Genomic DNA, 23,639 nt, shown 5'->3' with positions numbered 1-23,639 from the left:
CACCCAGTCAGCCAACAGGAAGTGAGTGTGATCGCCATGACAGCCATGTTGACCGAGCACCCCCCGACCGAGACCGAGGACCCGTTCGCCCTGGACGTGCGGGTGGTGGTCGCCGCACACCCCGGCGGCAAGCTGATGTGCTCCACCGGTGACGGCTGTGGAACGACCTGCGCGACCGGCGCCAGCGCCTGTAACTCGTCAACCGAGGAACCCTCCTGACCAGGGCCTGACGGGTTCGCGGGTGGACCGGCGACTGTCCGGTCCACCCGCACCACCTGGAGAAGCACCAACGGAGATACGGGAGATTCAGCCGTGACCGCGATACCGAAGTACCGCTGGGCCGGGGCTGCGATGTTGCGCGCCAGCACCTACCCCGCAGGGCTCCACCTCACGGCCGGAATCGACCTGGCCGCCGAAGACGCCACGGACCAGGCCCGCCGGTGGCTCACCCAGGTGTGGGGGCACCCGGAGGTCCGCGAGGCCGTGACCCTGGCCAGCCCCGTCCTCGGGCGGGAGATCGGCCGCGCTGGACCGGGCAGCAGCCCCCGGCAGATCCGCCGCCTCGCACTGTCCCTCGCTTCCTACCTGGCACGCTGGCAGCGCCGGCCGACCCCCTTCGGGGCCTTCGCCGGCATCACCGGCGTGACGGCCGGCCGCAGCGCTCGGGTGTTGTGGTCGCAGCAGCACGACAGGGTGCTGCGCCCGGACGGAGCCTGGCTGGCGGACGTCATAGCGCGGCTGGAGCGGGTCCCCGAGCTACTGGAGCGCCTGCCACTGCTCTCGAACAACACCGTCACCACACGCGGGGACCGCGTCGTGGTGACGGGCGTACCGGCAGGCGGTGAGCAGTTGCTGATGCCTCCGGAAGAGGTGTCGGTCCGCGCCACGGCACCGGTCGTGTTCGCCCTGGAGCAAGCGGCTCGGCCCATCCTCTACCGGGAGTTACGGGTGGCGCTCACCAACCGGTTCCCGACGGCGACCGACGAGAAGATTGACAGTCTGCTGTCCGGGCTGGTCGAACTGCAGATCCTCGTCACCGCGCTGTGGCCTCCGATGACCGAGCCCGACGCCTTGACCCACCTTTGCCGCGTTCTGGCCGACGTGCGAGCCCACGAGCTTCCCTCCGTCGCCCACCGGGCCGCCGAGCTGACCGCCATCAGCTACGCCCTGACCACCCCCGGTGTACACGTCCCCGAGCTGACAGAGCGGATGCGCGCGGTGCAGGACGGCGAGACCGCGCCACTGATGGTCGACACCCGACTCGGCGCCCAGGTCCGGATACCAGACGCGGTGGTGCGCGAGGCCGAGGCGGCTGCCACAGCACTGGTGCTCCTGTCCGCCCGGCCGTACGGGTCCGCGCGGTGGCGCGACTACTTCTTCCGCTTCCGCTCCCGCTACGGCGTCGGCGCGCTCGTCCCCGCCCTCGACCTCGTAGCCGACAACGGCCTCGGGATGCCGGCGGACTACCTGGGCTCCGCCCGGACCAGCCCCGTCCGTCCAGCGACCGACCGCGACGGACGGCTACTGAACCTGCTCCAGCAAGCCGTGATGGAGCACCGTGAAGAGATCGAGCTGACCGACACGCTCATCGCCGACCTCGGAGACGGCCAGGACGACATCGTGCCACCCGCACGGGTTGAGGTGTGCGTGGAGATCCATGCCGCGACCCTCAACGACCTGGACCGGGGCCGGTTCCACCTCGCCGTCACGGGTGCCCCGCGCCCGGCCAGCAGCATGGCCGGACGCTTCACCCACCTCCTGAACGACACCGAGCGCGCCCAGTGGGCGAGCAGCTTCACCGGCCCCGGCAGCACACCGGTACAGCTGTCGTTCGCGCCGCGCCGCCGCCGCGACGACATGCTCGTGCGCTGCGCCCAGTTGCTCCCACACGTCCTCGCCCTGGGCGAGCACCAGCCCACCGAGGGCGCAGTGATCGACCTCGCGGACGTGGCGGTCACCATAGACATCCAGCAGTTCCACCTCGTCCAACTGTCCACCGGCCGACACCTGAAACCACACGTCCTGCACGCTCTGGAAGCAGGCCGCCACACCCCGCCCCTTGCCCGGTTCCTCGCCGAACTGGCCACGGCCCGCTGTGCGGTCTACACAGGCTTCGACTTCGGGGTAGCCACCGCCATGCCCTACCTGCCCGGCGTGCGCTACCGGCGCACGATCCTCGCCCAGCCCCGCTGGCTGCTGCCCGCCAGCGCCCTACCGCCACGCACAGCACCACTCCGCGCATGGGAGGCAGCCTTCGCCCGGTGGCGCACCTGCTGGCGGATGCCCGAGCAGGTCGCCCTCGTCGACGGCGAGCAGCGCCTTCCCCTGGACCTCGGCCGCCCGATGGACCGCCACTTGCTCCGTGCCCGCCTCGCCGCTTCGGCCAGGGTCGAGCTGCGCCGCGCACCCGATCCGAAGTCCTCCGGCTGGCTCGGCCAGCCCCACGAGCTCCTCCTCGCCCTGCGGCAGCCGCCCCACCGCACCGCCCAGCGTCACACCGCCCTGCCGGAGCAGGCGCACCTCCCCGGGGCCGGTGACGTCCTGCACGTCCAGCTGGCAGGCCACCCGAAGCGCTGGGACGACATCCTCACCCAGGATCTCCCACTGCTCCTGCGCGCCCTCGACGAGCCGGCCTGGTGGTTCCTGCGTCGGCGTGACTCCGCCCGCCCCGACTCCGAACAGCACCTCGACCTGTTCCTCCATCTGTCCGCTGAACAGCAAGGTCAGGTGGTCCAGCGGATCGGGGCTTGGGCCGCCCGGCTTCGCGACGAACACCTGCTCTCCCAACTCAGCCTGACCGACTACCAGCCGCAGACCGGCCGGTACGGCTACGGCCAGGCCCTCGTGGCAGCACACGCGGTCTTCACCGCAGACTCCATCGCGGCCCTCGCCCAGATCCGGTCCGCCCGCGCCGGCACCAAACCGCAGGCCCTCGCGGCAGCCAGTATGGTCGACCTCGCCTCCGGATTCACCGGTTCCCCGGAGAACGCCATGCAGCTGCTCGTGGACATACTGCCCCGTCACCGCGGCCCCCTCGAACCGGAGTTGCGCGAGGAGGTCGCCTTCGTCGCCAGTGCCCACGGCCCCTCCGCTCTTCTGGCTCTCCTCCCCGAGGGCACCGCCATCGCCGAGGCATGGGTTCAGCGAGCCACAGCACTCGGCACCTACCGCGACGTCCTCGCCCACCAGCGCGACCCCGCCACCGTCCTACGGTCCCTCCTGCACGCCCACCACCTACGCGCCGTCGCGGCAGACCGGTCCATGCAGCGCACCACTGAGCACCTCACCCGAACCTGCGCGCTACTGCTGACCAAGTGGGTCCAGTGAAGACCGACACCGTATCCAGCACCGCACCGGGCACCAACGGGACGTTCTGGGCAGCGCAGTCCCTTGCCGACGGCGCAGCCGGAGCCGCTCTTCTCCACATCGAGCGCGCCCGCACCGGAAAGGGTACTTGGCAAGAAGCCCACACCTGGGTCAAGGAAGCGACCAGCGGCGAAGTACTCGGCAGCACGGACGCCGGACTGTTCCTCGGCGCACCCGCCCTCGCGTTCGTCCTGCACACCGCCGCCGCCCCCGCCGAGCGCTACCAGGCCCCTCGCCGAATCCTCGACCGGTACGTCCGCGACATCGCACACCAGCGGGCGGCCGCCGGACTGGCTCGCATCGGCCGCGCCGACGCCGCGCCATTCCACGAGTACGACCTGCTCTACGGCCTCACCGGCATCGGAGCACTGCTACTCCGCACCCAGCCCGGCAGCGACGCCCTCGAACACGTCCTGACCTACCTCGTCGCCCTCACTCGGCCCATCAAGCTCCACCGCCGCCGGCTTCCTGGATGGTGGGTCGGCCACGGCCCGCACTGGGCAGGCGGAGCATTCCATGGCGAGCCGCACGCGAACTTCGGTGCCGCACACGGAATCACCGGCCCACTCCTGCTGCTGGCCCAGGCAGCCCGGCAAGGACTCACCGTCCCCGGGCAGACGGAGGCGATCCGAACGGTGGACGCCTGGCTGTCGCGGTGGAGGCAGGGCAGCCCCCAGGGGGTGTGGTGGCCGGAGACGATCACACTGTCCGAGATCACGACGGGCCGGCCGCGACAGCACTGCGCCGGGCGACCGAGCTGGTGCTATGGCACCCCCTCGATCGCCCGCGCCGGACAGCTGTCCGCGATCGTGCTGGGCGACCCTGAGAAGCAACGCGGATTCGAGCAGGCCCTGGCCGACTGCCTCGCCGACCCGGTTCAGCTGGCCCAGGTCACCGACCCTGGCCTGTGCCACGGCTGGGCCGGCCTCTACCAGTGCGCCTGGCGGGCCGCCCGGGACGCAATCAGCCCAGCCCTGACCGCCCGCCTCCCCACCCTGGCCAAGACCTTCGCCCTCCACGCGCGATCCGAGCCGTTGTCCATCGGGTTCCTCAACGGCCACGCCGGAACGACCCTCGCCCTGGCCGTCGCGACCACCGCCGAGCCCCCGACCACCGGATGGGACGCATGCCTGCTGATCGACTGACCACCCAGGACCTGAACCCGCGTCAGCCCTTGCCCGAGCTTCCCCGTGTGGAGGCAGCAGTCCTGCGCGTCCTAGCCGGCATCTCGGTCACCGCGTCCGCCTCAGTCGCTGGCCTGCCGACCGCAGACCTGACCGAAGCCGTCGCCGCCTTCCACCGGGCCGGCCGAGACGCCCTCCAGCGACAGGCCGCCGCGAACTGCTGGCAGGCATACATCGAGTTCGAAGACTGGGACACGAGCCGCAGCACAGCCGTCACGAAGCTCGCACCCGCCCTGCACAGCGCGACCGCCGTCGGAGCCACATGGTGGTTCATCCGCAAGTACCCCTGCTGGCGGCTGCGGCTCCACAACCCAAGTGCGGGGAACGCCGCCGCGACCATCGCCATCGCCCTGGACGACCTTGTCAAAGGCGGTGCCGTCCGACGCTGGTGGCAAAGTGTGTACGAGCCGGAAGAGCCCGCGTTCGGCGGGCCCCTCGCCATGACAGTCGCGCACACTCTCTTCCACGCGGACAGCACACAGATCCTCAACCCCCCGACCGTGCCCCTGGGACAACGCGAATTGTCCGTCCTCCTGTGCACCGCCATGTTCCGCGCCGCAGGCGCCGAGTGGTATGAGCAAGGCGATGTATGGCACCGCGTCAGCCTCGAACGTCCATTTCCCAGCGAAACCGATACCAGCCGACTCGACACTCTGATCGGCGATGTTCACAACCTTCTGCACGCCGACACCTCAGCCGACGGTCCCCTGTTCGGCATCACAGGCCCTCTGATGCCGGCAGCGCGATGGGCTGAGGACTTCCGCCGGGCCGGGCGAGAGCTCGGCGAAGCGAACCGCACCGGAGCTCTCGAACGCGGGCTCCGCCAGGTACTCAGCTACCACGTCATCTTTCACTGGAACCGGCTCGGGCTGCCCACCCACGCCCAAGCGCTCCTGGCCGCCGCGGCAAGCAGAGCGATCTTGGAAGAGGAACCGACGGACCCCGACGGCAGGGCGGCCATCGGATCGTCACTGAACCGAAGGCCCGGATCACCGTGGTCATGATCTGCCGCTCGCTCTGCTCCCCGACGATGGCGCGGGCCCTCGCTCCGGCGCAGCCCTACGGGGATGACTGGTGATTTCAGTTCCAGCGCGGGCACGAAGCTCGGCAACTGGTACTCCTTCGACCGGATCCTCGACGGCGACCGGTACGACGTGCAGATCGTCCCGTAGCCGCCCGGCCCGGCCGCCCCAGGCCGGACCCGGCCGGGCCGTCAGCCGCTGTCGCGGACGCTGATCCGGGCGCTGCCGACCCGGTGCGTCTCCGCCGGGGTCTCCGGCTCGCGGATCAGCCGGTCGATCAGGTCCGCCAGCACCAGCCCCTGCGGCAGCGCGACATGGACGGAGGTCAGCCGCGGGCGCAGCACCCGGGCGAGCATCAGGTCGTCCGAACCGACCAGCGCGGCCTCCCCCGGGACGGCGATGCCGGCGTCCTGGAACGCGGCCAGGACCAGCGCCGCGTACTCGTCGTTGTAGCAGAACAGGGCCGTCAGCCCGAGTGAGCGCCAGCGCGCGGCGAGGGCCGCGGCCGACTCCTCGGTGTAGTCGAGGTCCAGCGGTTCCACCCGGACCCCGTCCGCCGCTCCCCCGGCCTCCGCCCCCACCGCCGCGCGGACGCCCGCCAGGCGGGGCTCGCTGAAGAGGCGCAGGGTCTCGTCGGTCGGCATGATCACGCCGATAGCCCGGTGGCCCCGCGCCAGCAGGTGGGCGCCGGCGGTCACCCCCATCTCGCGCTGGTCCAGGACCAGCGCGTGGACGCCGGGGACCTGCTGCGGGCCGAGGGTCAGCACGGCCCGGGTGCCCGAGCGCCGGAGGATCTCCAGGCCCTCCGGCGTCAGGTCGTCGGCGAGGCCGCTGACCACCGCCGTCGGGCGCAGCTCGGCCCAGGCGCGGGCGGCCTCCCGGCCGGAGAGGTCGGCGCGGTTGCCGTAGAGGACGGCCGTGTAGCCGTGGCTCCGCAGCCCCGCGCGCAGTTCGGTGAAGAACTCGGTGAAGAGCGGGCCGAAGGTGACCTCCGGCGTGGCCAGCAGCACCAGCCCGGAGTGGCCCGCGCGCAGGGATCGCGCGGCGGCGTGCGGGACGTAGCCCAGCTGGTCCGCGGCGGCGCGGACGCGCTGCCGGGTCTGCTCGCTGACCCGGACCCCGGCCGTGTCGTTCAGCACGTAGGAGACGGTGGCCCGGGAGACCCCCGCGAGCCGGGCGATGTCCGCGCTGGTCGGCGCGGGAGATGACGTTTCGCTCATGGCGCTCCACATCTTTCCACGAGCGGGGGCTGGTGAATGGCCGAAACCAATGCTAAACATGTGGTTACACGTGTCAGGTGACACGTGTAACCAGCAAGTGACCAGTGTGGTGCAACCAGCGGGACGCAGGAGCGGCGCGGGGTTGCGAGACCCCTGCCGCGGCGGCCTCCCTCAGCCGCCGCGGTGCCCCCCGACCGAGCTCCACCTTCAGGAATTGGAGGGCGACGTGGCCCTTTCCGAGCCGATCCCCACCCCCAGACCGACCCCGACCCCGACCCTGTCTCCCGCCCCGAACCCGGCCCCGAACCCGGCCCCGGCCGAGCAGTCCGCTGCCGCCGCCGGTGGCGCAGGTGGCACCGGCGCCGCCGGCGCCGAGCCGACGCCCACCCGTGGGCTGCTGCCGCTGCTCTTCACCGGCAACTCGGCGATGTACGCGCTCTACATCGGCGTCGGCGGCATCCTGCTGCCGCTGCAGGTCGAACAGATCTCCCCGCACCACAAGGTCGCCATGCTCGGCCTGATCGGCGGGGTCAGCGCGGTCTTCGCCACCGTCTTCAACCCGGTCGCGGGCGCGCTCTCGGACCGGTCCGGCCGCCGCAACCCGTGGATCCTCGGCGGCGGCCTGCTCGCGGTCCCGGCGATGCTGCTGCTCGGCGCGGTCAACTCGATCCTGCTGGTCGCCATCGCCTGGTGCCTCGGCCAGGCCGTGATGAACGTCTTCCAGGCCGCGATCACCTCGGTGATCCCGGACCGGGTGCCGGTCGCCCGGCGCGGGATCGCCTCGGCGGCGGTCGGACTGGGCGTGCCGATCGGATCCATCGTCGGCGTGCTCATCGCCAACGCGTTCTCCGGCAGCTTCGCCACCGGCTACCTGGTGCTCGGCCTGGTCGTCGCGGCGGCAGCGGTGCTGTTCACCGTGCTCGGCAAGGAGCAGCGCCGCCCGCCCAAGGCTCCGGCCACGCTCGGCGAACAGGTCCACGCCTTCGCCGACAGCCTGCGTGCCCACGACTTCCGCTGGGCGTTCATCGGCCGCGCGCTGCTGGTCCTCGGGTACTTCGGCGTCAGCGGCTACCAGCTGTACATCCTGCAGGACCACATCAGCCTGCCGCACGGGATGAGCGCGACCGCCGCAGCGGCCGTGCTGACGCCGGTCAGCAGCGTCGCCATGGTCGTCTCGATCGCGATCTGCGGGCCGCTCTCGGACCGGATGGACGCCCGCAAGGTCTTCGTCGGCATCTCGGCCGCCACCACCGGCCTGGCCGTGCTGATCCCGATCATCAGCCCGACCTTCGTCGGGATGGTCGTCTTCTCCGTCGTCAACGGCCTGGCCTTCGGCTGCTTCTTCGCCGTCGACAACGCGCTGGTCACCCTGGTCCTGCCGAAGGCCGAGGACGCCGCCCGGGACCTGGGCGTGCTGAACGTGGCCAACGCCGGCCCGCAGATCGTCGCGCCGTTCGTCGCTTCGGTGCTGGTCGGGGTAGGCGGCTACAACCTGCTCTTCGCTGCGGGCGGCGCCTTCGCCGTGCTCGGTGCGCTGGCCATCCGGCCGATCCGCTCCGTCCGCTGACCCGCCCGCCGCAAACCTGAAAGGAAGCTGTTCCAGATGAAGCCCGAAAGTCGCAGTGTGGGAGATATGACTACCAATCAGCAGAACGGTCGCCCGGAGCAGAGCGACAGGCACCGCGAGATGCACGGCGACGCGCACGGCGACGAGCAGGTGCGCGAGGCGGCCGTCGAGGCGGCGCTCGGCAAGCTGGACCTGACCGCCAAGGTCGCGCTGCTGGCAGGCGCCGACATGTGGTCGCTGCCGGCCGACGAGTCCATCGGCCTGGGCCGGCTGGTCATGTCCGACGGCCCGGCCGGCGTCCGCGGCGAGAACTGGACGCCGGACGACCCCTCCGTCTCGGTGCCCTCGCCCACCGCGCTGGCCGCCTCCTGGAACCCGGAGCTCGCCCACCGCACCGGCCAGCTGCTGGCCCAGGAGGCGCGCCGCAAGGGCGCGCACGTGGTCCTGGCGCCGACCGTCAACCTGCACCGCAGCCCGCGCGGCGGCCGCCACTTCGAGGCCTACTCGGAGGACCCGCTGCTCACCGGCGAGATCGGCGCGGCCTTCGTGAGCGGGGTCCAGTCCGGCGGGGTGGGGACCACCCCCAAGCACTTCGTCGCCAACGACTCGGAGACCGACCGCTTCACCGTCGACGTCCGCGCCGACGAGCGCACGCTGCGCGAGCTCTACCTGGCGCCGTTCGAGGCGATCGTCCGCAAGGCCTCGCCGTGGGGCCTGATGGCCGCCTACAACAAGGTCAACGGCGAGTTCATGACCGAGCACCAGGAGCTCAACAACGGCGTCCTGCGCGGCGAGTGGGGCTTCGACGGGGTCCTGGTCTCGGACTGGACCGGCGCCCGCGACACCGTCAGGGACGCGCTGGCCGGGATGGACGTGGCCATGCCGGGACCGGCCACCGTCTACGGCGAGCACCTGGTCCGCGCGGTCCGCGACGGCCGGGTGCCCGAGGAGACCGTGGACGAGCTGGCCCGCCGGGTGCTGCGGCTCGCGGCCCGGGTCGGGCTGCTGGCCGACGCGCCGGCCGCCGTCCCGGCCGAGGCGCTGCCCGCGCCGATCGACGGCGAGGCGCTGGCCCGCGAGGTCGCGGCAGCCGGCATGGTGCTGCTGGCCAACGACGGCGTGCTGCCGCTCCCGGCCGGCCTCGGGTCGGTCGCGCTGATCGGCGCGGCCGCGCAGGAGGCCCGGATCGGAGGCGGCGGGTCGGCGCAGGTCTTCCCGACCCACGTGGTCAGCCCGTTGGCGGGGCTGCGGGCCGCGCTCCCGCCGACCACCGCCCTCGCCCACGCGGTCGGCGCGGACCCCAACGTCCACCTGCGACCGCTGGCCGCCCGGGTCGAGGCCCGCTTCCTCGGCCGGGACGGCGCCGAGCTCGGCACCACCACGCTGCCGGACGGCGCCGCCCGCTGGATCGGGCAGCTCCCGGACCGCCTCTCCTTCGCCGACCTGGCCGCCGTCGAGGTCTCCGGCTCCCTGCAGCCGGGGCGCACGGGCACCCACCGGGTGGGCATCCGGGGCGTGGGCCGGTTCGTGCTGGAGGCGGACGGCGCGGTGCTCTTCGACGACATCGTGCCGGTGGAGGGCGAGGACCCGGCGGCGGCGTTCCTCAACCCGCCGGAGCGCGTCTTCGAACTGGAGCTGGCCGGCACCGCACCGGTCACGCTGACCCTGCGGCACGTGCTGCCGGAGGGCAGCGGTTTCGCCGGCTTCGGCCTGGTCTCGTTCACCCTCGGCCACGGCGAGCCGGTCGGCACCGCCGACGAACTGCTGGACGAGGCCGTCGCCGTCGCGGCCGCCGCGGACGTGGCGGTGGTGGTCGTCGCGACCACCGAGGAGGTCGAGAGCGAGGGCGTCGACCGGGCCTCGCTGGCCCTGCCCGGCCGCCAGGACGAGCTGGTCGCCCGGGTCGCGGCGGTCAACCCGCGCACCGTGGTCGTGGTCAACGCCGGTGCGCCGGTGCTGATGCCGTGGCGCGAGCAGGTCGCGGCGGTGCTGCTCGGCTGGTTCCCGGGCCAGGAGGCGGGCTCGGCGCTGGCCGACGTGCTCACCGGCGCCCGCGAGCCGGGCGGCCGGCTGCCCACCACCTGGCCGGTCGCCGAGGTGGACGCACCGGTCTGGGGCGTGGAGCCGGTGGACGGCCGACTGACCTACGAGGAGGGGCTGTTCATCGGGTACCGCGCCTGGCAGCGCCGGGACGGCGTCGCCCCCGCGTACTGGTTCGGCCACGGCCTCGGCTACACGGACTGGGCCTACGAGGGGCTGGAGCTGCGGCTGCTCGCGCCGGTCGCGGGCGACGACCCCTGGGCGCCGGTCGTGGAGGCGCTCGTCCGGATCCGCAACACCGGCGCAAGGGCCGGGCGCGAGGTCGTCCAGCTGTACCTGTCCCCGGACGGCTCCGACACCACGCGCCCGGGGACCGCGCTGGCCGGCTTCGCGACCGTGACCGCTGCCCCCGGCGAGCGGGCGGAGGCCAGGATCCAGCTCCCGCTGCGCGCCTTCCAGACCTGGGGCGCCGACGGCTGGACCGACCGACCGGGCAACTACCGGGTCCGGGCCGGGCGCAGCGTCGCCGACCTGCCGATCGGCGTCGTCCTGGAGGTGCCTCTCCAGGGCTGACGCAATCCGACCGGCCCCGCGTCCCGGCCGTGCCTGGCCAGGGCGCGGGGCCGGTCCGCGAGTTGCGGCGGACGCCGCCGCAACCGTCCACCGACACCGCTCACCTCAGGAGTCACCACCCATGAGCACCCCGCACCGCCCCGTTGACCAGCCCGTCGACCACCCCGTCGTCCAGACCGACCGCGGCCCCGTCCGCGGCACCGGCTCCGACGCCGGCCTGCGCTTCCTCGGCATCCCCTACGCCAAGGCGCCCGTCGGCGCGCTGCGCTTCGCCGCGCCCGAGCCGGCCGAGCCCTGGACCGAGCCGCTGGACGCCACCGCCTACGGGCCCACCGCGCAGCGCCGCGCCTTCGCCGAGGTCACCATCATCCCCGAGCCGACCGTCCCCGGCGCGGGCATCCTCAACCTCAACGTCTTCACCCCCGCCGCCGACCCCTCGGCGGGGCTGCCGGTGCTGGTCTGGATCCACGGCGGCGGCTACGTCGCGGGCAGCTCCGCCAGCCCCTGGTACGACGGCGCGGCCTTCAACCGGGACGGCGTGGTCCTCGTCTCGATCGGCTACCGCCTCGGCATCGAGGGCTTCCTCCACCTGGAGGACGCCCCCGACAACCGCGGTGTGCTCGACTGGATCGCGGCGCTCGGCTGGGTGCGCGACAACATCGCGGCCTTCGGCGGCGACCCGGCCAAGGTGACCGTCGCCGGGCAGTCGGCCGGCGGCGGCGCGGTCCAGACGCTGCTGGCCACGCCGGCCGCGAAGGGCCTGTTCCGGGCGGCGATCTCGGTCTCCGGCGCGGTGATGCAGCCTCAGGACGCGGCCGCGGGACGCGCCGTGGCCGAGCGCTTCACCGCCCGCACCGGCCTGCCCGCCACCGCGCAGGCGCTGCGGGACCGCAGCGACGAGGAACTGCTCGACTTCCAGGGCGCGCTGAGCGCCCCCGGCCCGGACGGCCCGGCGCCGATGCTGATGCTGGCGCCCTTCGCCGACGGCGAGCTGGTCCCCGAACCGGTCATGGACGCCCTCACCAGCGGCGACGCCGGTGGCGAGATCCCGCTGATGCTCGGCTTCACCGAGCACGAGTTCAACGCCCTGCCCTTCCCCGACGCGCCCGAGGAGGCCCTCCTGGGCCTGCTCGCGAGCCTCGGCCTGGACCCGTCCGCGTCGGCCGGCTTCCTCGCCGCCCACCCGTCGCTGACCACGCCGCAGCGGATGGGCCAGGCGATCACCGACGCCACCTTCCGCGCCCCGGCCCTGGCCATCGCCGAGAGCCGGGCCGCGCGCCTGCGACCCACCTGGCTCTACGAGTTCACCTGGACCTCGCAGGCCCCGGCCTTCGCCGGAGCCGCCTTCCACTGCCTCGACCTCCCCTTCGCCTTCGACCTCCTCTCCGCCGAGGGCGCCACCGACGCGACCGGCGCCAACCCGCCCCAGGCGCTGGCCGACGCCGTCCACTCCGCCTGGGTCCGCTTCATCCACTCGCTCGACCCCGGCGCCGACTGGCCCCGCTACACCGCCGCCGACCGCGCCACCCGGGTCTGGGACACCCCGCCCCGCACCGACCCGGACCACCTGGCCCCGGTCCGCGCCGTCTGGCTGCGCGAGCACTGACCGACCGCCGGGGCCGCCGGGGCGGCGGCCCCGGTCCGACCGATGCCCGCGGCCCGTCGGGCCGCCGCCCGCTGCGCGAGTGCTAGAGGACGTCCTCCAACTCCTGCTGCGCGCCGGTGACGACGGCCCGCATCGCCCGTTCGGCCCGCTCGCCGTCGTGGGCGCAGACCGCCTCGGCCACCTCCCGGTGGAGCTGCACCGCGTACTCGCGGGGGCGGTGCGGCATCAGCCGGTGCTCGGTGCGGCCCCGCAGCACCGCCTCCACCGTGGCGCTCAGGTGGGCGAACATCTCGTTGGCCGAGGCCTGCAGGACGGTGGCGTGGAAGTGCGCGTCGTGGCGCAGGAACGCCTCCAGGTCACCGTCCCGGCCGGCCATGGTCATGTCGGTGGCCAGGACCACCAGCGCCCGGCACTGCTCGGGGCTGGCGTGGGTGGCGGCCAGCGCGGCGGCGGCGGGCTCGACGGCCGCGCGCAGGGAGCCGAGCGAGCGCAGCTGGGCCGCCCGGTCCGCGCCGGCCAGCCGCCAGGCGATCACCGCGGGGTTGAACACGTCCCACTCGGACTTGGCGCGCACGGTGACGCCGACGCGGCGGCGCGAGGCGACCATCCGCATCGACTCCAGGACCCGGACCGCGTCGCGGACCACGGTGCGTGAGACCCGGTAGCGGACCTCCAGCTCCTCGATCCGCACGACCGTCCCCTCCGGCAGTTCCCCGGCGGCGATGGCGGGTCCCAGATCGTCGAGGAGGCGGCCGGACAGGCCCTGGAATTCCATGGGGTCCAGGTTAGGGGCCGTCGCTGTGAGCAGCCACACTCCCGATACATATGATGATTGAGCCTACTTGCCTTGAATAGGTCATACCTTTGACCGATAGTTGTCGACGACCGGACAGCAGAACGGAGCAGCACCCATGGCCCTCAACGTCGAGAACCAGCGGCCGTCGATCGTGGTGATGGGCGTCGCCGGAGTCGGCAAGACCACCGTCGCCGCGGCCCTGGCGGAACGGCTGGGCCTGCCCTACGCGGAGGCGGACGACTTCCACCCGCAGGGCAATGTCGACAAGATGGCGGCCGGGATCCCCCTGGACGACGCCGACCGCGAGCCCTGGCTGCGCGCCCTCGGCGGCTGGCTCGGAGCCAGGCGCGCCGAGGGCGCCGGCGGCGTCGTCACCTGCTCCGCGCTCAAGCGCAGCTATCGCGACCTGCTCCGCGCCGACTGCCCGGACGTGGTCTTCGTGCACCTGACCGGCAGCGACACGCTGGTCGAGGAGCGGCTCGCGCAGCGCACCGGGCACTTCATGAAGGCCGGGATGCTCCGCTCGCAGCTCGCGATCCTCGAACCACTCGGCGCCGACGAGAACGGTGTCGTCCTGGATGTCGGGGCCGCCCCGGAGACCCTCGTCGAGCAGGCCGCGGCACTGCTCCGGGCCGAGAACGGGGAACTCGCGTGAGCCTCCCCGCCCTCCTGCTCGCGGACGCCGGCTGCCGTTCGCCGGGCTGCTGATCGGGCTCGGGGCGGTGCTCGGTCACCGGGATCGCGGTGGTCCTGCCCCTGGGGCTGATCCTCCGGGAGATCACCCGGTCGGCGGCCCCGTGGACGGGACGGCGCTGGAATAGGCTCCCCTGTGTGTCCGCCGCTCACTCGACGGCGGCAGCATGCCCAGGAAGGCTCCACCCCATGAACTCATCGGCCCAGGTCGGCCACCGCGCGGCCGTCGCGGCCCAGACCGCCCGCTTCGTCGGCGTCCTCACCGGCGCCGACCTGGCCCTCCCGGTGCCGTCCTGCCCCGGCTGGACGCTCGCCGACCTGGCCAGGCACGCGGGCAGCGTCCAGCGCTGGTTCGCCGTCCTGCTGCGTCAGCGGGTCCAGGCGCCGCCGGCCGGCCGCGACGTCGACCTGCAGCTGCCGGAGCGGGAGGCCGACTACCCGCAGTGGCTGAGCGCGAGCGCGGCCGTGGCCGAGGAGGCGTTCGCGGCGGCCCCCGACCTGGACGACCCGATGTGGGCCTGGGGCGCGGACCAGCACACCAGGTTCTGGGTGCGCCGGATGCTCTTCGAGACGTTGCTGCACCGCGTCGACGCGGAGCTGGCGCTGGGCCTGCGGCCGGTCGTCGACCGCGACCTCGCGGCGGACGGCGTGGACGAGTTCCTGGTCAACCTGCCCTTCGCCGCCTTCTTCGCCCCGGGCACCGCGCGACTGCGCAGCTCGGGCGGCGAGCAGACCATCCGCTTCGGCTGCACCGACGCGGACCGGGACTGGCTGGTCCGCCTGCGCCCCGACGGCTTCGGCCTCGACCCGGACGCGACGGCGACCGCCGACGCGACCGTCCGGGGCAGCGCCGCGGACCTGCTGCTGCTCCTCTACGGGCGGCTGGACCTCGCGGCGGAGGGCGTCGAGGCCTTCGGCGACGCCGAGCTGACGGCCCGGTGGTTCGCGAACTCGGCCTTCTAAGCGGCTGCGTGGCGACCGGGCCGGTGTCGGCCGGCCCGGTCCCGGGTCAGCCGCGCAGCAGCCCGCGCACGTAAGCGGCCTGGCCGAGGTGCTGGAGGTCGTCCGCGACGACGCTGACCAGCCGGACGGCCACGGTCACCGGGGGCCGGTAGGAACGGTCGACGACCCGGCCCAGGTCCTCCTCCTTCAGGCCCTCCAGGAAGTCGAGCGTCTGCGCGTACACCGCCCGGTGGTAGCCCAGCAGTTGCTCGGCGGTCACGTCCTGGAACTGCCCGACCTCGGCGGTGGTCTGGCCGAAGCCGTGGGCCTCCGGCGGGTAGGGCAGGCCGAAGCGCTCGTACCAGCCGTCCTTGAGCCATACCTGGGGCCGGTCCGCGACCCCGGCGACATGGTCGTCCTGGATCCGGGTGAGGTGCCACACCAGCCAGCCGATCGGGTTGGCGTCCTCGGCCGGGCGCTGCAGAAGTTCCGGGCCGATGCCGTCGAGCACCTCGGCCACCAGCTCGTCGATCCGGCCGAAGGCGTCCACCAGTAGGTCCGTACTCGTCACGGTCGTCCTCCTACGGAATACGGCCGACCCCTTGCCGGGGCCCGCCCCAGGCATCCACGTTCGCACACCCGCCTATCGCCCGCACCGAGTATCGACCGCCTGCTGCCCGGTCCGCCGAAACCCGTCGGGGACGGCAGCGGCGCCGGCAGCGGCTGGGGAGCGGACAGCTCCCGCGCCGCTGCCGGCGCCGACGGGTGGTGGGGCGGGCCCGGCTCAGCCGCTGATGCTGTCCCGGCCGTTCTCGACGTGGCCGGTGAAGCGCTGCGACCAGGCCGCGTCCAGCGAGCTGGTGACGGTGAAGTCGTACCAGCCGTGGTTGTCGCCGGAGACCTCGATGTGCGCGCTGTGCGACTTCCCGGGCGCGACGGTGACGGTCTGCGGCTTCTCGAACTTGTAGCGGTTGTGCGTGACGGTGAAGGCCGCGGCCTCGGCGCCGCCGTTGGCGAGCTGGACGTTCAGCCGGGGCGCGCCGGTGGTGGCGTAGGTCACGGTCACGCCCAGGGCGGCGCCGGCCGTGCCGGCGTTGCCCTGGAAGCGGCGCAGGAAGCGGTTCGGGCCGGTGACGGTCAGGTCGTACAGGCCGTTGCCGTAGCCGGTGCCGCAGTTGAAGAAGTCGCTGTCGGTGCCGCCCGCGCCGACCGTGTACTGCCACGGTCCGCCGGTGCGGTACTCGTTGGCGTAGATCGCGAAGTGGGCGGCCTTGGTCGCCTCCGCGCCCTGGTTGAGCATCTCGATCCACACCTGCTCGCTGCCGCCGGCGCCGCCGGTGAAGTGGGTCAGGTTGGCGGCGGGCTGGTAGGGCAGCGCGCGGGCCGGACGCGCGCCGGGCTCCTGGGCCGGCATCGCGTTGCTGACCGGCGCCGGGTTGGACAGCGGGCCGCACTCGGCCAGCGTCGGGCCGTTGGTGGTGGCGGGGAGGGCCGGCAGGCCCCAGACCGGCTTGGTGAAGTCGAAGGTGCTGGTGAGGTCGCCGCAGACCTGGCGGCGCCAGGCGGTGATGTTGTCGCAGACGGCGGGCTTGCCGATGGCCTCGGTCCAGACCTCCAGGAACTGCAGCACGGAGGTGTGGTCGAAGACCTCGGAGTTGACCCAGCCGCCGCGGCTCCAGGGCGAGATCACGGTCATCGGCACCCGGAAGCCCAGGCCGATGTTGGTGCCGTCGTAGAACTCCCCGGCGGTGCCGGCCGGGGCGACCGGCGGCGGCACGTGGTCGAAGAAGCCGTCGTTCTCGTCGTAGTTGAGGAACAGGACGGTCTGGTTGAAGACCTCGGGGTCGGCGTTGAGCGCCTGGATGACCTCGTCGATGAAGTACGCGCCCGCGCCGGGGGTGGCGTAGGGGTGCTCCGAGTTGCCCTGGTTGGCGACGACCCAGGAGACCTGGGGCAGCGTCCCCGCGACCACGTCGGCCCGGATCGCGGCGGCGATGTCGTCCGGCGTGACGCCGTCCGCGGTCGGGACGCTGCCCATGCCCCGGGTCGCCAGCGGGCTGCCGGCCGGCGCCGAGGCGAACTGGGAGAAGTAGGCCAGTCCGTTGTCGCCGAAGTTGTCGTCGGCCTTCTGGTAGACCTTCCAGGAGACCCCGGCGGCCTGGAGGGCCTCGGCGTAGGTCTCCCACTTCAGGCCGCTCTCGTCGCCGCCGTTGTAGGCGGGACCGCCGGCGGTGCCCGCCGGGTCGATCATCCCGCTCCACAGGTAGGTGCGGTTCGGGCCGGTGGCGCTCAGGATCGAGCAGTGGTACGCGTCGCAGATGGTCCAGTTGTCGGCCAGGGCGAAGTGGAACGGGATGTCGGTGCGCTGCAGGTAGCCCAGGGCCCGCGAGCTGCCCTTGGCCGCCACCCAGGAGTCCATCCTGCCGTTGTTCCACGCGGCGTGCTGGTCGGACCAGGAGTGCGAGAGGTCGCCGTTGCACTGCGACAGCTCCTCGGCGGTGGCGCCGGAGGCGGGCTTGGTCGCGTCGAACGCCCACGGGTACTGCCGGGTGCCCCCGTTGGGCTGGTTGAAGACGCTGTTGCCGCCGGACAGCAGGATCGTCGCCTGGTCGCCGAAGCCGCGGACGCCCTTGAGCGTGCCGTAGTAGTGGTCGAAGCTGCGGTTCTCCTGCATCAGGATCACGATGTGCTTCGCGTCCTTGATGGTGTGCGTCAGCGAGCGCTGCGGCGGCACGCCGGTGGACGGCTTCTTCGCGGCCGACTGCCCGGCGGTCGTCGCCGCGTCCGCGCGGGGGGCCGCGGCGACGGACACGGCGGCCGCGCCGGCGCCCACGGCGGCCGCACCGGCGGCGAAGGACAGGAACCGGCGGCGGCCGAGGGCACTCGCGGACGCGGGGTCTGACGCTGCGTCGGAGGGCTGCCCGGCGGGCGGCTGCGGGGTCGAGGCCATGGGGACTGCTCCTGGGGGGAGTGACTGGTGTGCCGCGGGGGACGGCACGCCGCACTCTTGTCCAGACAAGCCTGGCGAAGATTGACTGGATGCATTATGCAGGTGAACAGCTGGCGGCGGTCGCGCTGCGCCGCCGAATACCGGCCTGGCCAGGTGTGAATTCCCGGATTTGAGCCCGCCGGCCCCGGAGAGACGCAGAGCAGGTCGACCGGATGGACTCGGCGAGCGCCGGATTCCGCACCCCTGGCGGGCCGGTCCTGTGCACAGCCGATGGGGGAGGTCGATGGCCCGGACGTCTGCTGACGCCGGGCCGGGCCGACTCTCCGCGGCAGGCCCGGAAGGCACCGGCCGCCACGGAAAGCCGCACCTCCGTCGGTCAGCGCACCCGCACCGCGTCCGTGGCGGAGGTGCGGTCCACCACGCGGTGGTGGGCGCTGAAGACGCCGACGAGCTGCGAGCGGAACTGGATCTCGCCCCGGTGCTGCGCCCGGACGTTCAGCCCCAGGCCGTCCTTGGAGCTGCAGGCGATCTGCTTCCAGGCGCCCGCGCCGACCCGCTCGTCGATGCACAGCTGTATCGGCGTCGGGCCGAAGGCGTCGGTGCTGCCCGAGGCGCTGACGTGGACGTAGTGGCCGAGCGCGACATTGTGGCTGCTCACGCCGATGTCGAGGACCGACTTGGCCGAGGCGGTCCCCGCGCCGACCGCGAGGCCACCGACGGCGATGGCGGCGACGGCCGCCGCTGCCCCGGCCCTGCGGCTGACGAGCGTCTTGAGGGTGTTCATTGCTTCCTCCTGCTATCGGTACGACATGCTGCCGAGCATGTGTTCGCTGTTAGGGACGTCGGCCGAACCGCGCGGGTTGCGTCGCGGGGCCGATATTCCCCGACTTCTTTCAGCAAACTCCCAGCCAGCTGTGCACCGATGGACATCCGCCCTGGTCAGCGCCTGATCGGACCCCGGTCGCGCCGTCCGGATCCGGCGCGACCGGGGCGGTCCTCCGACCGGGGTCAGGTCAGTTGGAGCTCTCCCAGGTGTCGGTGAAGGCGCCGTCGGAGATCGCACCGGGCTGGGCCGTGGTGTCGCCGCTGCTCTGGTTCTGCATGACGATGCCGGTCGGCGAGTAGCTGTCGAGCGCGTTGCCGTTGGCGTCCGAGCCGGTGAAGTCCACGCTGCCGAAGTCGGAGAGGTCGGCGATCTGGCCGTCGACGTCGGTGGCCTCGGCGATGACCTCGGCGGAGCTGTCCTGGTAGCCCGAGGAGCCCTGCTGGGTGGTCGTCTGGTTCCAGCCCTGGGTGCTGTCGGCCAGGGTCATGGTGAAGGTGCCGTCGCCGTTGTCGGTGACGGTCGCGGTCAGCTGGTCGCCGGGTTCGACGGTGACCGACCACGGGCTCTCGGAGGCGGGCAGCACCTCCCACCAGGCGCCGTACTCGGCCTGGCCGTCGATGCAGTCGGCCTCGGTCCCGGTCTGCTCCAGGGCGGAGTTGTCGTACCCGTCGAGCCCGACCCAGAACGAGGAGTAGGTGTCCTGCGAGCCGCAGCTCACCGAGGGCTGGACCCAGGAGGAGGTGACCGAGGTGTAGCTGCCGGAGGCTCCGGTGGCCGCGTAGCCGGACCAGTTGCCGGAGGTGACCGTGTCGTTCCGCCTCGACCGGTGGCCGAGGCGCAGGTTGTGACTCTCCTGGCGCGCCAGCGAGGCGCTGACCTGCGCGGCGTGCCTGTGGTGCGCGGCGGGGGCGGCGGCGAACGCGGTGGGGGTCGCGAGCGCGGCTACGGTGGCGAGGCCGGCGGATATGGCGAGGAGGCGGGCAGCGGTTCTCTGGGACATGGGGGTCTCCCTGTGGCGGGCACCGATCGGCGCCGGTCGGACCGGGGATGGGGGGCCGTCCGAAGCGGCCCGTGATCCCGGGTGGCGCACACAGCCTGCATGAGTCGCAGTGGGCATGACAAGAGTTCGGAAGTGTGCATTCCGGGGAGATTCCTGGGAGTTCACTGAACCAGCTGACAGGACCGATTTCGGGCATATGACGCCCACTCACCGATCCCCGCACCGCTCCCCGCCCCGCTCACCGCCCCCGCCGGGCGGGCGGGCGCTCAGCTCGGCGCGGGCTTGTCCGCGGCGATGGACCGGCGCTCGTTGCGGACGCCCAGGGCGGCGGTGCAGGCAAGGCCGGCGGCGATGATCCCCTCGGCCCAGAAGAAGGCGACGTAGTCCATGAGCGAGCCGATCGGCGGCCCGCCGGGCGCGGCGTTGCGCAGGCCGACGAGGGCGAAGAGGGTGGCCGCCATCCAGCCCAGGGCCGGCCACACCATCCCCTGCCGGCGCCGGGCCAGGACCTCGGCTCCCCCGAGCACCGCCAGCGCCAGCGCCCACATCGCGATCATCATGAACCAGGCGAGGATGAACGTGCCGCGCGAGCGGCTGGCACGGGCGTCCAGCCTGGCGAACTGACCGGCCGTCGCAGTCCGGCCGGGGCGGACCACGAAGAAGGGGTCGGAGTCGCTGAAGGTGACGGCCAGCGGCACCTCATGACCGTCCAGGGTGGCGATCCAGCCGACCGAGATGTCGTAGCGGTCGAACGGGTAGTCGGTCGGGGTGCCGTCGTACAGCCCGGCGCTGACCACCTGCAGCGGGGCGGGTGCGCCGGGCGTGGTGTGGAAGGTGGTGGTGTTCAGCGAGACCGTGGTGATCTCGACGTTCTTGGCGAAGACCAACGAGCCCGGCGAGTCCGGCGAGTCCGGGTCCTCGGAGAACCTGCCGTGCGGGATCGCCGTGACCGACAGCGCGAGTTCGAGCGCGGAGGTGTCCACGCCCTGGGCGGTGACGTCGAGTTCGATCCAGTCGGCGGTGGCGGGGCTGCCGACGACGGTGATCTGCTGCCGACTGCTGCGCTCGTTGAGGTAGAGCCCGACCCCGGCGCCGCACAGCACCGCGACGACGAGCAGCAGCGACAGCGGACGGCGCAGGCGCCGCAGCCGGGCACTGCCGAGTCGCGGCCTCATCCGGTGAACGCCCCGGTCGGGACGGAGGCGGTGCCCGCTCCACTGCGGAGCGGGCTGCGTCGGCTCGGGCCGGACTGGTGCATGGTGTCCCGATCAGTGGCGGCAGGTCTTGGCCAATTCCAGGAAATTATGTCAGTTTCACCCGGATCAACCGGGTATGCCCGGCCGGGGCGCGGGTCGGCAGGGGGTTTGCGGATGGTGGGGAGATCCGATAGGAAGCCTGTCATTTGGAACATCCCTCCACTGAAAGGCCACTCGTGCGACGAAACCACCGGATCGCGGCAGGGCTGTTGTCCCTGGCCGCCGCGTTGGCGCCCGCCACCCTGGCGGCGACCCCGGCGCAGGCCGCCACCGGCCACCTCACCCGGCTGCACTGGGCGGTCAGCTACTCCCTCGCGGGCGGCCGGCCGATGGCGTTCACCGGTGGGGCCACCGGGCCCGCGCACCGCCCGATCCTGGTCGAGCAGCGCGTCGGCGCCGGTTGGCGCGTGCTGTACCGGGGTCGGACCGACAGCCGGGACGACTTCGCCTACACCATCGCGAAGGCCGCGGCCGGCAGCTACCAGTTCGACTTCGTGGTCCCCGCGTACCAGGGCTGGCCCGGCGTCTCCAGCCTCGGGTCCGTCAGGGTCGGCCCGGCCGGGGCGCGCTGACCTGTCGTGGCACCGGAGGCCGGGGGCTCCCCCGCGCATCCGCGTAGTACCGCGGTACCACCGCCCTCCCCAGGATGGAACCCGAGTACTACGGGCCTCCCGATCATCGGCTCCTAGCCTTGCGGGCAGGGCCGCCGGAACGCTCCGGCGGCCAGGACCGAGGGGAAGCACCCGATGATCGAGGCGCAGCAGCTGACCAAGCGGTACGGGGAGAAGACGGCGGTGGACCGGCTGGACTTCACCGTCAGGCCGGGCACGGTGACCGGCTTCCTCGGTCCCAACGGCGCCGGCAAGTCCACCACGATGCGCATGATCGTCGGCCTGGACGCGCCCAGCAGCGGTTCGGTCACGGTCAACGGCCGCCGCTACGCCGAGCACACCGCCCCGCTGCAGGAGGTCGGCGCGCTGCTGGAGGCGAAGTCGATCCACCCGGGCCGCTCGGCCTTCAACCACCTCAACTCGCTGGCGCTGACCCACGGCATCCCGCGCCGGCGGGTGGAGGAGGTCATCGAGCTGACCGGCCTCCAGTCGGTGGCGCGCCGCCGGGCCGGGGCGTTCTCGCTGGGCATGGGCCAGCGGCTGGGCATCGCCGCGGCACTGCTCGGCGACCCGGCGACGATCATGCTGGACGAGCCGGTCAACGGGCTCGACCCGGAGGGCGTGCTGTGGATCCGCAACCTGCTCACCGGGCTGGCGGCCGAGGGCCGGACGGTCTTCGTCTCCTCGCACCTGATGAGTGAGATGGCGCTGACCGCCGACCACCTGATCGTCGTCGGCCGTGGCCGGCTGCTCGCCGACACCACCGTCAAGGACCTGATCCGGCAGTCGGGCGGCGACACGGTGAAGGTCGCCAGCTCCGACCCGGCGCGGCTGCGCGAGGTGCTGGCCGGACCCGGCGTGGAGATCACCGGCCGTTCGGGCTCGGAGGAGCTGGAGGTGACCGGGCTGGCCGCGCGGGCGATCGGGCTGAAGGCGGCGGAGCACGGCATCGCCCTGTTCGAGCTGAGCACCAAGGGCGTCTCGCTGGAGGAGGCGTTCATGGAGCTGACCCGCGACGACGTGGAGTACCACGGCAGCACCACCGTCCCGTCCGTCCACCACGCCGAGGCCGCCGAGCCCGTAGGGAGCGCAGCATGAGCACCACCACGACCGTGGCCGGGCCGGCCCGTGCCGAACGCCCGGTGTACAAGGTCACCATGGGCCGCACGGTGCAGGCGGAGTGGGCCAAGTTCTGGTCGCTGCGCTCCAGTTGGATCACGCTGGCGGTGGCCCTGGTGTTCGTGCTGGCCTTCGGCCTGATCCGGGACTGGCGTTACACGGTGATGATGAACGCCGGCCATGTGCACGATCCGGAGGTGCTGGACGCCAACGGGGTCGGCCTGTCGCTGTTCGGGCTGAACTTCGGCCAGCTGGCCGTGGGCGTCCTCGGCGTGCTGGTCACCGCCGGCGAGTACTCGACCGGGATGATCCGCTCGACGCTGGCCGCCGTGCCGCGCCGGCTGCCGGTGCTCTGGGCCAAGGCGCTGATCTTCGGCGCGGTCGCGCTGCTGCTCGGCGTCGTGGCCGCGTTCGCCGCCTTCGGCATCGGCTCCGGCATCCTCTCCGGTTCCAAGGCCGCGCTGGGCTTCGGCGACGCCGGGGTGATCCGTTCGCTGATCATGGCCGGCGCCTACCTGGCGCTGATCGGGATCTGCGGCGTCGCCCTCGGCTCGCTGCTGCGCTCGGTGGCCGGCGGCATCGCGGTGCTGCTGGGCACGCTGCTGCTGGTCCCCGGGCTGATGGAACTGCTGCCCACCAGCTGGCAGAACAACGTCAGCCAGTTCCTGCCCGACCACGCGGGCGACTCCATGTACGCGCTGCACCAGGACCTGCACACGCTCTCCGCCACCAACGGGCTGCTGGTGCTCATGGGCTGGGCCGCCCTGGCCCTGGCCGGCGCCGCCTACCGGCTGAAGCGCAGCGACGCGTAGCGGCCGGACACGGGGCGTCCGACCGGAATGACGGCTGCGACGATGGGCGGGTGACT

At 72.8% G+C, this 23,639-nt stretch carries 19 protein-coding genes; 12 read left to right on the top strand and 7 right to left on the bottom strand.

Annotated elements, in window-relative coordinates:
* The first annotated feature begins 36 nt into the window (after window positions 1-36).
* The 4 genes from BS75_RS33350 (at window position 37) to BS75_RS33335 (ending at window position 5,554) form a co-directional block, all read left to right on the top strand.
* On the top strand, window positions 37-219 hold the full coding sequence (locus tag BS75_RS33350; protein WP_042438365.1) for an FxLD family lanthipeptide: 183 nt from the start codon (window positions 37-39) through the stop codon (window positions 217-219).
* Between the two features lie 93 nt (window positions 220-312).
* Complete coding sequence (locus BS75_RS33345) at window positions 313-3,327, top strand: lantibiotic dehydratase (RefSeq protein ID WP_034090886.1); 3,015 nt, start codon at window positions 313-315, stop codon at window positions 3,325-3,327.
* Window positions 3,324-4,511 (top strand): lanthionine synthetase C family protein, encoded by a 1,188-nt coding sequence (locus BS75_RS33340; protein ID WP_042438332.1) that lies wholly within the window; start codon window positions 3,324-3,326, stop codon window positions 4,509-4,511. The genes BS75_RS33345 and BS75_RS33340 overlap by 4 nt, the downstream gene beginning before the upstream one ends.
* Window positions 4,493-5,554, top strand: a complete 1,062-nt coding sequence (locus BS75_RS33335; protein ID WP_081982875.1) for a thiopeptide-type bacteriocin biosynthesis protein — start codon at window positions 4,493-4,495, stop codon at window positions 5,552-5,554. Before BS75_RS33340 ends, BS75_RS33335 begins: the two co-directional genes overlap by 19 nt.
* 209 nt (window positions 5,555-5,763) lie before the next feature.
* Here BS75_RS33335 and BS75_RS33330 read toward each other — a convergent pair whose 3' ends face one another.
* Window positions 5,764-6,792 (bottom strand): LacI family DNA-binding transcriptional regulator, encoded by a 1,029-nt coding sequence (locus BS75_RS33330; RefSeq protein ID WP_034090885.1) that lies wholly within the window; start codon window positions 6,790-6,792, stop codon window positions 5,764-5,766.
* A 226-nt stretch (window positions 6,793-7,018) separates the two neighbouring features.
* Between BS75_RS33330 and BS75_RS33325 the strand changes: the two genes are divergently transcribed.
* From BS75_RS33325 to BS75_RS33315, 3 genes are all read left to right on the top strand, one after another.
* Window positions 7,019-8,359, top strand: a complete 1,341-nt coding sequence (locus tag BS75_RS33325) for an MFS transporter (protein WP_231607965.1) — start codon at window positions 7,019-7,021, stop codon at window positions 8,357-8,359.
* A 66-nt stretch (window positions 8,360-8,425) separates the two neighbouring features.
* The gene (locus BS75_RS33320) at window positions 8,426-10,972 is read left to right on the top strand and encodes a beta-glucosidase (RefSeq protein WP_152645921.1); all 2,547 of its coding nucleotides are present in this window, start codon (window positions 8,426-8,428) and stop codon (window positions 10,970-10,972) included.
* A 121-nt stretch (window positions 10,973-11,093) separates the two neighbouring features.
* Complete coding sequence (locus BS75_RS33315; RefSeq protein ID WP_042438329.1) at window positions 11,094-12,578, top strand: carboxylesterase/lipase family protein; 1,485 nt, start codon at window positions 11,094-11,096, stop codon at window positions 12,576-12,578.
* Between the two features lie 82 nt (window positions 12,579-12,660).
* Here the strand turns inward: BS75_RS33315 and BS75_RS33310 are convergent, their stop codons facing one another.
* A complete protein-coding gene (locus BS75_RS33310) occupies window positions 12,661-13,353 on the bottom strand; it encodes a FadR/GntR family transcriptional regulator (RefSeq protein WP_034090884.1) in 693 nt (230 codons plus the stop codon).
* Window positions 13,354-13,489: 136 nt separating this feature from the next.
* Between BS75_RS33310 and BS75_RS33305 the strand changes: the two genes are divergently transcribed.
* On the top strand, window positions 13,490-14,029 hold the full coding sequence (locus BS75_RS33305) for a gluconokinase (RefSeq protein WP_034090883.1): 540 nt from the start codon (window positions 13,490-13,492) through the stop codon (window positions 14,027-14,029).
* Between the two features lie 227 nt (window positions 14,030-14,256).
* The gene (locus tag BS75_RS33300) at window positions 14,257-15,030 is read left to right on the top strand and encodes a maleylpyruvate isomerase family mycothiol-dependent enzyme (protein ID WP_034090882.1); all 774 of its coding nucleotides are present in this window, start codon (window positions 14,257-14,259) and stop codon (window positions 15,028-15,030) included.
* Window positions 15,031-15,076: 46 nt separating this feature from the next.
* On the opposite strand, the gene BS75_RS33295 is transcribed toward BS75_RS33300, so the two are convergent.
* From BS75_RS33295 to BS75_RS33275, 5 genes are all read right to left on the bottom strand, one after another.
* Window positions 15,077-15,580, bottom strand: a complete 504-nt coding sequence (locus tag BS75_RS33295; RefSeq protein WP_034090881.1) for a mycothiol transferase — start codon at window positions 15,578-15,580, stop codon at window positions 15,077-15,079.
* Window positions 15,581-15,793: 213 nt separating this feature from the next.
* Entirely contained in the window at window positions 15,794-17,959 is a 2,166-nt protein-coding gene (locus BS75_RS33290) for a phosphocholine-specific phospholipase C (protein WP_081982869.1), read from the bottom strand.
* Between the two features lie 376 nt (window positions 17,960-18,335).
* Window positions 18,336-18,743, bottom strand: a complete 408-nt coding sequence (locus BS75_RS33285; RefSeq protein WP_034090880.1) for a hypothetical protein — start codon at window positions 18,741-18,743, stop codon at window positions 18,336-18,338.
* Window positions 18,744-18,972: 229 nt separating this feature from the next.
* The gene (locus BS75_RS33280; protein WP_034090879.1) at window positions 18,973-19,785 is read right to left on the bottom strand and encodes a G1 family glutamic endopeptidase; all 813 of its coding nucleotides are present in this window, start codon (window positions 19,783-19,785) and stop codon (window positions 18,973-18,975) included.
* A gap of 266 nt (window positions 19,786-20,051) precedes the next feature.
* Window positions 20,052-20,960 carry a DUF4436 family protein gene (locus BS75_RS33275; RefSeq protein ID WP_052070016.1) on the bottom strand — a complete coding sequence of 303 codons (909 nt, stop codon included), beginning with the start codon at window positions 20,958-20,960 and terminating at the stop codon, window positions 20,052-20,054.
* Between the two features lie 257 nt (window positions 20,961-21,217).
* Between BS75_RS33275 and BS75_RS33270 the strand changes: the two genes are divergently transcribed.
* The 3 genes from BS75_RS33270 (at window position 21,218) to BS75_RS33260 (ending at window position 23,583) form a co-directional block, all read left to right on the top strand.
* The gene (locus BS75_RS33270) at window positions 21,218-21,613 is read left to right on the top strand and encodes a hypothetical protein (protein ID WP_152645920.1); all 396 of its coding nucleotides are present in this window, start codon (window positions 21,218-21,220) and stop codon (window positions 21,611-21,613) included.
* Window positions 21,614-21,787: 174 nt separating this feature from the next.
* Window positions 21,788-22,750, top strand: coding sequence for an ABC transporter ATP-binding protein (locus BS75_RS33265; RefSeq protein ID WP_034090877.1), 963 nt, complete (start codon window positions 21,788-21,790; stop codon window positions 22,748-22,750).
* The gene (locus tag BS75_RS33260) at window positions 22,747-23,583 is read left to right on the top strand and encodes an ABC transporter permease (protein ID WP_034090876.1); all 837 of its coding nucleotides are present in this window, start codon (window positions 22,747-22,749) and stop codon (window positions 23,581-23,583) included. Before BS75_RS33265 ends, BS75_RS33260 begins: the two co-directional genes overlap by 4 nt.
* The last annotated feature ends 56 nt before the right edge of the window (window positions 23,584-23,639 follow it).

Source organism: Streptacidiphilus albus JL83 (assembly GCF_000744705.1).
Lineage (GTDB): Bacteria > Actinomycetota > Actinomycetes > Streptomycetales > Streptomycetaceae > Streptacidiphilus > Streptacidiphilus albus.
Note: the sequence above shows the minus strand (reverse complement) of the source record. Positions and strands in the feature narration are given on the sequence as shown.

Coding starts and splice junctions, on each gene's coding strand:
- BS75_RS33260 (WP_034090876.1), top strand. CDS start 22,747: ATGAGCACCACCACGACCGTGGCCGGGCCGGCCCGTGCCGAACGCCCG.
- BS75_RS33315 (WP_042438329.1), top strand. CDS start 11,094: ATGAGCACCCCGCACCGCCCCGTTGACCAGCCCGTCGACCACCCCGTC.
- BS75_RS33285 (WP_034090880.1), bottom strand. CDS start 18,743: ATGAACACCCTCAAGACGCTCGTCAGCCGCAGGGCCGGGGCAGCGGCG.
- BS75_RS33320 (WP_152645921.1), top strand. CDS start 8,426: ATGACTACCAATCAGCAGAACGGTCGCCCGGAGCAGAGCGACAGGCAC.
- BS75_RS33300 (WP_034090882.1), top strand. CDS start 14,257: ATGAACTCATCGGCCCAGGTCGGCCACCGCGCGGCCGTCGCGGCCCAG.
- BS75_RS33335 (WP_081982875.1), top strand. CDS start 4,493: ATGCCTGCTGATCGACTGACCACCCAGGACCTGAACCCGCGTCAGCCC.
- BS75_RS33310 (WP_034090884.1), bottom strand. CDS start 13,353: ATGGAATTCCAGGGCCTGTCCGGCCGCCTCCTCGACGATCTGGGACCC.
- BS75_RS33280 (WP_034090879.1), bottom strand. CDS start 19,785: ATGTCCCAGAGAACCGCTGCCCGCCTCCTCGCCATATCCGCCGGCCTC.
- BS75_RS33305 (WP_034090883.1), top strand. CDS start 13,490: ATGGCCCTCAACGTCGAGAACCAGCGGCCGTCGATCGTGGTGATGGGC.
- BS75_RS33330 (WP_034090885.1), bottom strand. CDS start 6,792: ATGAGCGAAACGTCATCTCCCGCGCCGACCAGCGCGGACATCGCCCGG.
- BS75_RS33275 (WP_052070016.1), bottom strand. CDS start 20,960: ATGAGGCCGCGACTCGGCAGTGCCCGGCTGCGGCGCCTGCGCCGTCCG.
- BS75_RS33290 (WP_081982869.1), bottom strand. CDS start 17,959: ATGGCCTCGACCCCGCAGCCGCCCGCCGGGCAGCCCTCCGACGCAGCG.
- BS75_RS33350 (WP_042438365.1), top strand. CDS start 37: ATGACAGCCATGTTGACCGAGCACCCCCCGACCGAGACCGAGGACCCG.
- BS75_RS33265 (WP_034090877.1), top strand. CDS start 21,788: ATGATCGAGGCGCAGCAGCTGACCAAGCGGTACGGGGAGAAGACGGCG.